The sequence below is a fragment of the Micromonospora sp. ZG13 genome, assembly GCF_059359355.1.
On record NZ_JCADBQ010000018.1, the window covers coordinates 108,925 to 115,269 of the forward strand.

The following is a 6,345-nucleotide window of genomic DNA, read 5'->3' on the forward strand; positions in this document are numbered from 1 at the left end:
ATTGGCGGCACCTGACGTGACCCCAGCCACACTGGACGAAGGGCCCCGCCGTGCCAGCCACCATCCGAGACGTCGCCCGGGCCTCCGGCGTGCACATCTCCACGGTCTCCCGCACGTTCTCGGCCCCGCACCTGGTCAACCCGGAGACCCGGGGCCGGGTGCTGGCCTGCGCCGAGGAGCTCGGCTACCGGCCCAACCGCGCCGCCCGCGCCCTGATCACCGGCCGTACGCACAACATCGGGCTGATCATCGCGGACATCGCCAACCCGTTCTTCCCGCCGCTGATCAAGGCGGCGGAGAGCCAGGCCCGCCAGCGCGACTACCACGTCTTCGTGGCCGACACCAACGAGGACCCGATCGCCGAGGAGGAGCTGGTCCACGCGCTGGCCAAGCAGGTGGACGGGGTGCTGCTGTGCAGCCCGCGGATGAGCAACAGCATGATCGAGCAGCTCAGCCGCGAAGTGCCGCTGGTGGTGATCAACCGGCAGGTCGCCGGCCTGCCGTGCGTGACCATGGACGTCGGGCAGGGCGCCCGGTCGGCCGTCGAGCACCTGCTCGGCCTCGGCCACCGGAGGATCGCGCTGCTCAGCGGGCCGCGCGGCTCGTGGACCAGCCGGGAGATCCGCCGGGCGGCCGGCGTCGCGGCGCGGGCCGGCGGCGCCGAGTTCACCGTGCTCGGGCCCAACCAGCCCACCGAGACCGGCGGCGCGGCCCTCGCCGAGCAGGTCCGCCGCAGCGAGGCCACGGCGGTCCTCGCCTACAACGACCTGATGGCGATCGGCCTGATCGAAGGGCTCGACACCCTCGGGTTGCGCGTCCCGCAGGACGTGAGCGTCGTCGGCATCGACGACATCGCCCTCAGCCGGCTCACCCGGCCCAAGTTGACGACGGTGGCCACGCCCAACGCGGCCGCCGGCCGGACGGCCGTCGACATGCTCCTGCAACACGACACCGTCGCCGCCCGCGGCTCACGCGGCGGTCGGGGTGTCACGAGCGACGACCGTCGTACCACCGCACAGGTAATGCTCCAGACCGAACTGGTCATCCGCGACTCGACCGCCGCCGCGCCGGCGGACGGTCGGAACCGTCCCGACGCCGGGTTGGTCGTCCCGGGCCCGCATCGCCTTGCGGGCCCGGGTCGCCCGACCGCGGCCACCGGTGGCGTCGTCGCCTCCTAACGCCAAGGAGTGAGCGCACATGCACCCCGCAACGCCCCCCACCACTGGCACGCAGGCCGTGCCCGTTCACCGTACCCCCGTCCGCCGACGGCGGTTGATCCGCGGCATGCTCGCCGCGGTCGTCGCCCTGCCCCTGGTCCTCGGCGCCGCCGGCTGCGGCGGCGACGAGGAGGTCAGTACCGACCCGAACGCCCCCGTCAAGCTCTCGGTCTTCTGGTGGGGCGGTGAGGCCCGGGCCAAGCTCACCGAGGAGGCCCTCGCCCTCTACACCAAGAAGCACCCGAACGTCACCTTCGAGAAGACCTGGCAGGCCAACCAGGGCTACTTCGACAAGCTGGCGACCCTCACCGCCGGCGGCAACCCGCCGGACCTGTTCCAGATCGACGACAACTACCTGGCCGAGTACGCCTCCCGCAGCACCACCCTCGACCTGACGCCCTACAAGGACTCCGGCGACCTCGACGTGTCGAAGTTCCCGAAGAGCCTGTGGCAGTACGGCGTGGTCGACGGCAAGCTCGCGGGCCTGGCCTCGGGGGAGAACACCCAGGGCCTGGTCTACAACAAGACGCTGCTGACGAAGAACGGGCTGCCCGAGCCGACCACCGGGATGACCTGGGAGGAGCACATCGCCTGGGCCGAGCAGGTCGCGAAGAAGACCAAGGTGCCCGGCACCCAGGACCCGAGCGCCGACTACAAGGCGTTCTGGGTGTGGCTGCGCCAGCAGGGCAAGGACCTTTACAAGGGCAGGGAGCTCGGCTTCACCGCCGAGGACGTGACGAAGTGGTTCGACCTGTGGAAGGGCGCCCGGGACCGCGGCGCCACCCCGACCCCCGACGTCATCCACGAGGGCAACGCCACCGACATCACCAAGCAGCTCGTGGTCACCGGCAAGGCCGGCACCAGCTGGGTCTGGGTCAACCAGATGCCGGAGCTGAAGAAGAACACCAAGGACGAGCTGGGTGTCATCGCCTACCCGGGTGACCCGAGCGCCCAGTGGGCCCGCGCCTCCATGTACTGGTCGGTCTTCAAGGGCAGCAAGCACAAGGACGTCGCGGTCGACGTGATCAACTTCCTGGCCAACGACCCCGAGGCGGTCAAGATCCTCGGCACCGACCGGGGCCTGCCGTCCAACCTGGACCTGCGCCGGGTGGTCAGCGACGACGTCACCGACCCGGCGATGAAGCAGTCGATCCAGGTGGAGTCCGACCTGGCGCAGAAGTTCGGCGAGGCGCCGCAGGTGCCGCTCAAGGGGCACAGCAAGGTCCGCGCCGAGCTGATCAAGGCCGCCGAGAACGCGCAGTACGGCCGGATCAGCTCCGCCCAGGCGGCGGAGCAGTTCATCGCCGCCTGCAAGTCCGCCATCGCCTGACCTGACGCTACGGAGAGGAACCGGCTCGTGGCTCTGACCACGGCGCCCGACCCGACCCGACGTACCGGATCCGTCCCGACCCCCGCCGACAGGCGCGGGGTCGGGCGGGCCCGGCACGGCGACGGTCTGGCCGGCTACGTCTTCCTGTCGCCCTGGCTGCTCGGCCTGATGGCCGTCACGGCGATACCCATGCTCCTGTCGCTCTACCTGAGCTTCACGAACTACGACATCCTCACGCCCTTCTCCGAGGTGGAGTGGGTCGGATTCGCCAACTACGAGCGGATGTTCACCGCCGACCCGTCGTACTGGCACTCGGTGCGGGTGACGCTCACCTTCGCCCTGGTCGCCGTGCCGCTGAAGCTGGCCGCCGCGCTCGGGGTGGCCCTGCTGCTCAACCGCGCCTGGCGGGGCGTCGGGCTGTTCCGCGGCCTGTTCTACCTGCCGTCGCTGCTCGGCGGCAGCGTCGCGCTCGCCATCGTCTGGGTCAACATGTTCAACCGCGAGGGCGCGTTCAACTCGCTGCTGGCCGTCTTCGGCATCGAGGGCAAGCCGTGGGTCAACGACCCCGACTGGGCCCTGGAGACCCTGATGGTGCTCGCCATCTGGCAGTTCGGCGCGCCCATGGTGATCTTCCTGGCCGGTCTCAAGCAGGTGCCCACCGAGCTCTACGAGGCCGCCTCCGTCGACGGCGCCGGCAAGTGGCGGCAGTTCGTCGCCGTCACCCTGCCGATGCTCTCGCCGGTGATCTTCTTCAACCTGGTGCTGGAGACCATCAACGGCTTCCAGGGCTTCACCGCCGCGTTCGTGCTCAGCAACGGCACCGGCGGCCCGGTCGACTCCACCCTGATGTACACGCTGAACCTCTACATCACGGGCTTCACCGACCTGGAGATGGGCTACGCCTCGGCGATGGCCTGGGTCTTCCTGGTCGCCATCGCGATCATCACAGCGATCTTCTTCAGCACCGGGCGGTTCTGGGTGCACTACTCCGACGGGGAGGACCGGTGACGGCGACGGCAACCCCGGTGACGCCGGCGGCGACCGGCCCGCGGCGTCCGCGCCGCGCGGGCGGCGGACAGGCCCTGCGCCTGCTCATCCTGATCGCGATCGTCGCGGTCGTGCTCTACCCGCTCTTCTGGATGATCGGTACGTCCCTGAAGAGCCAGGAGGAGATCGTCAACAACATCGGCCTGCTGCCGAACGAGTTCACCCCCGGCAACTACGCCGACGGCTGGACCAACTTCGACTTCAGCTTCGGCCGGTTCTTCCTCAACAGCGCGATGGTCAGCCTGCTGACCGTGATCGGCAACGGCGTCTCCTGCCTGCTCGCCGCGTACGCCTTCGCCCGGCTGCGGTTCCGGCTGCGCGGCGTCTGGTTCGCCGTCATGATCGGGACGCTGCTGCTGCCCGGTCACGTGCTGATCGTGCCGCAGTACATCCTGTTCCGCAGCCTCGGCCTGGTCGGTGGCGAGTGGCCGTACCTGCCGCTGCTGATCCCGCAGTTCCTGGCCACCGAGGCGTTCTTCGTCTTCCTCATGGTGCAGTTCATGCGGGGTATCCCGCGCGAACTCGACGAGGCCGCCAAGATCGACGGGGCGAACGCCTTCGGCATCTTCCGGCACGTGATCCTGCCGCTGAGCCGGCCGGCGCTGGTCACCACGGCCATCTTCTCGTTCATCTGGACCTGGAACGACTTCTTCCGCCAGCTCGTCTTCCTCTCCGACCTCGAGGACTACACGGTGCCGGTGGCGCTGACCCTGTTCATCGACTCGACGAGCCAGAGCGCCGTCGGCCCGATGTTCGCCATGTCGGTGCTGTCGCTGCTGCCGGTGTTCCTGTTCTTCGTGGCCTTCCAGCGCATGCTGGTGGAGGGCATCAACACGAGCGGGCTCAAGGGATGAGGCCGCACCCCGACGCCGGGCCGGGCCCGGACGACGCGCCGGCCCGCCGCGACTGGCGCGACGTGCTCACCGACGCCACGGACCTGGCCGTGCTCGGCATCGCCCTGACCCTGGCGGCGCTGCCGGTGGTCACCGCGGCGGCGTCCGTCGCCGCGGCGAGCGCGGCGGTGCACGACCGGTACAGCACCGGATCCTGGCCCTCGGCCCGGCAGAACCTGACCCGCTACGGCCGGGCCCTGCTGCCCGGTGCCGGGGTGAGCCTGCTGGCGGTCGCCGCCCTCTGGCTGCTCGCCCTGGACGTCGCCGCGCTGGCCGTCGGCCGGGTTCCCGGCGGGGCACCGCTGCTCCTGGTCACCGTCGGTGTGGCCGCCGCCCTGGCCGGGTACGCCGCGCTGGTCGTGGTCGAGGTCGGCCGCCGCGGCGGCCACGGGTGGCGCGCCGCCGCCCGCGCCGCAGCCGTCGCCTGCCGTGCCCGCCCCGGCACCTGGGCCGCCGCCGGCGGGGTCGGCGTCGTCGCCGCGCTGCTCGCGGTGATGGTCACCCCGGTCGCGGTGCCGATCCTCGCCGGGTACGTGGTCGCCGCCCTGCACGCGGTCGCCCGGCGGACCGTGCTCAGCCCGGTGGGTCAGTCGTGACCGGGCGCGTCGGCCCCGCCGGGACCGAGCCCGACCGGCAGCTCAGCGTGGACGGCGTGCCGGTGGCCCGGTACGTCGTCGACCCGGCGGTCGACCCCCGGCACGGCCCCCGCCCGTACCTGCACCCCGTACGCACCCTCGGCGGAACGGTGGTCACCGACGCGTTTCCCGCCGACCACGTCTGGCACCTCGGCGCGTCCCTGGCCGTGCAGGACGTCGACGGCACCAACCTCTGGGGCGGGCGCACCTACGTCCGCGACGCCGGCTACACGTGGCGCGACGACCACGGCCGGATCGCGCACACCGCCTGGGACGTCCGCGACCCGCGACGGCTGGCGCACCGGTTGGAGTGGCGTGACCGGGACGGCTCGGTGCTGCTCACCGAGCGGCGGGAGCTGGCCGCGCGGCGGGTCGGCGAGCGGGCCTGGGCTCTCGACGTCGACTACACGCTGACCGCCCCCGTCGACCGGGAGGTGAGTCTGGGCAGCCCGGCGACCAACGGGCGCCCGGGCGGCGCCGGTTACGGCGGCTTCTTCTGGCGGGCGGCGAGCGCGACACCCGCGCGGGTGTGCACCGCCACCGCCGAGGGGGAGGAAACGGTAAACGGCAGCGCCGCCGCGTGGCTGGCCTTCTCCGGCACCGCCCCGGACGGGGCGGCGTACACGCTCGTGCTGGCGGGGCTGGGGGAGGGCGACCGGTGGTTCGTCCGCACCGCGATGTATCCCGGCGTGTGCGTGGCGTTCGCCTTCGAACGACCGCGGGTGATCGGCGCGGGTACGAGCCGCGTCGGGCGGCACCGCGTGGTCGTCGCGGACGGTGCGCTCGACCGGGCGGAGGCCGCCGCGTTGGCGGCCGGCGAGGCGGTGTGACGGGGGCCGCCCGCCCCGGATTTGACGATCTTGTCGCGTGGGCGTAACTTTCTCTCTGTCAGCGCGGAACGGACGAAACGGGGCGATGCTCCGGGAGGCCGGGCGCGGCAACGAGCTTCGGGCCCGGGGGTGTCGCACCCGCCGGTGCCCGGAACGGGCGGTGCCCCGGATCAGCCGCGAGGCGGATTTGGTGAGGCGGAACCGACCGGGTAAGGTTCACGGTCGGCAGGGAGCCGGGCGAGCTCGCGGGCAACCGCGGAGCGGCCGGTCTGCCGAACTTCCCGAAAATCGTCGGTGAGAACCGGCGTTGTCGGGATGCCCGGAAATGGGATTGAAGTGGTGCGGATCGCTGCGAAGCGGTTTGACGCGGCGGAAGTCACCGGGTAACGTAGT

The 6,345-nt window shown here is 71.5% G+C and carries 7 protein-coding genes; 6 read left to right on the plus strand and 1 reads right to left on the minus strand.

Features of this window, described 5'->3' with window-relative positions:
* Positions 1–50 precede the first annotated feature (50 nt).
* From AC5L34_RS26295 to AC5L34_RS26320, 6 genes are read left to right on the plus strand one after another with little or no spacing between them, the layout of a single operon-like run.
* Positions 51–1,178, plus strand: coding sequence for a LacI family DNA-binding transcriptional regulator (locus AC5L34_RS26295; RefSeq protein WP_441177783.1), 1,128 nt, complete (start codon positions 51–53; stop codon positions 1,176–1,178).
* 19 nt (positions 1,179–1,197) lie between these two features.
* Positions 1,198–2,547 (plus strand): ABC transporter substrate-binding protein, encoded by a 1,350-nt coding sequence (locus AC5L34_RS26300; protein WP_441177784.1) that lies wholly within the window; start codon positions 1,198–1,200, stop codon positions 2,545–2,547.
* A 27-nt stretch (positions 2,548–2,574) separates the two neighbouring features.
* Positions 2,575–3,555, plus strand: a complete 981-nt coding sequence (locus AC5L34_RS26305) for a carbohydrate ABC transporter permease (protein WP_441177785.1) — start codon at positions 2,575–2,577, stop codon at positions 3,553–3,555.
* Positions 3,552–4,448 (plus strand): carbohydrate ABC transporter permease, encoded by an 897-nt coding sequence (locus tag AC5L34_RS26310; RefSeq protein WP_392567298.1) that lies wholly within the window; start codon positions 3,552–3,554, stop codon positions 4,446–4,448. The genes AC5L34_RS26305 and AC5L34_RS26310 overlap by 4 nt, the downstream gene beginning before the upstream one ends.
* On the plus strand, positions 4,445–5,083 hold the full coding sequence (locus AC5L34_RS26315; protein WP_441177786.1) for a hypothetical protein: 639 nt from the start codon (positions 4,445–4,447) through the stop codon (positions 5,081–5,083). The genes AC5L34_RS26310 and AC5L34_RS26315 overlap by 4 nt, the downstream gene beginning before the upstream one ends.
* Positions 5,080–5,952 (plus strand): DUF6807 domain-containing protein, encoded by an 873-nt coding sequence (locus tag AC5L34_RS26320; protein WP_441177787.1) that lies wholly within the window; start codon positions 5,080–5,082, stop codon positions 5,950–5,952. The genes AC5L34_RS26315 and AC5L34_RS26320 overlap by 4 nt, the downstream gene beginning before the upstream one ends.
* A gap of 170 nt (positions 5,953–6,122) precedes the next feature.
* On the opposite strand, the gene AC5L34_RS26325 is transcribed toward AC5L34_RS26320, so the two are convergent.
* Positions 6,123–6,345: hypothetical protein (locus AC5L34_RS26325; RefSeq protein ID WP_494827418.1), on the minus strand; the 223-nt coding region annotated here is incomplete at its 5' end.

Excerpts from the sequence above, each read along its gene's own strand:
- AC5L34_RS26300 (WP_441177784.1), top strand. The coding sequence starts at position 1,198 with ATGCACCCCGCAACGCCCCCCACCACTGGCACGCAGGCCGTGCCCGTT.
- AC5L34_RS26315 (WP_441177786.1), top strand. The coding sequence starts at position 4,445 with ATGAGGCCGCACCCCGACGCCGGGCCGGGCCCGGACGACGCGCCGGCC.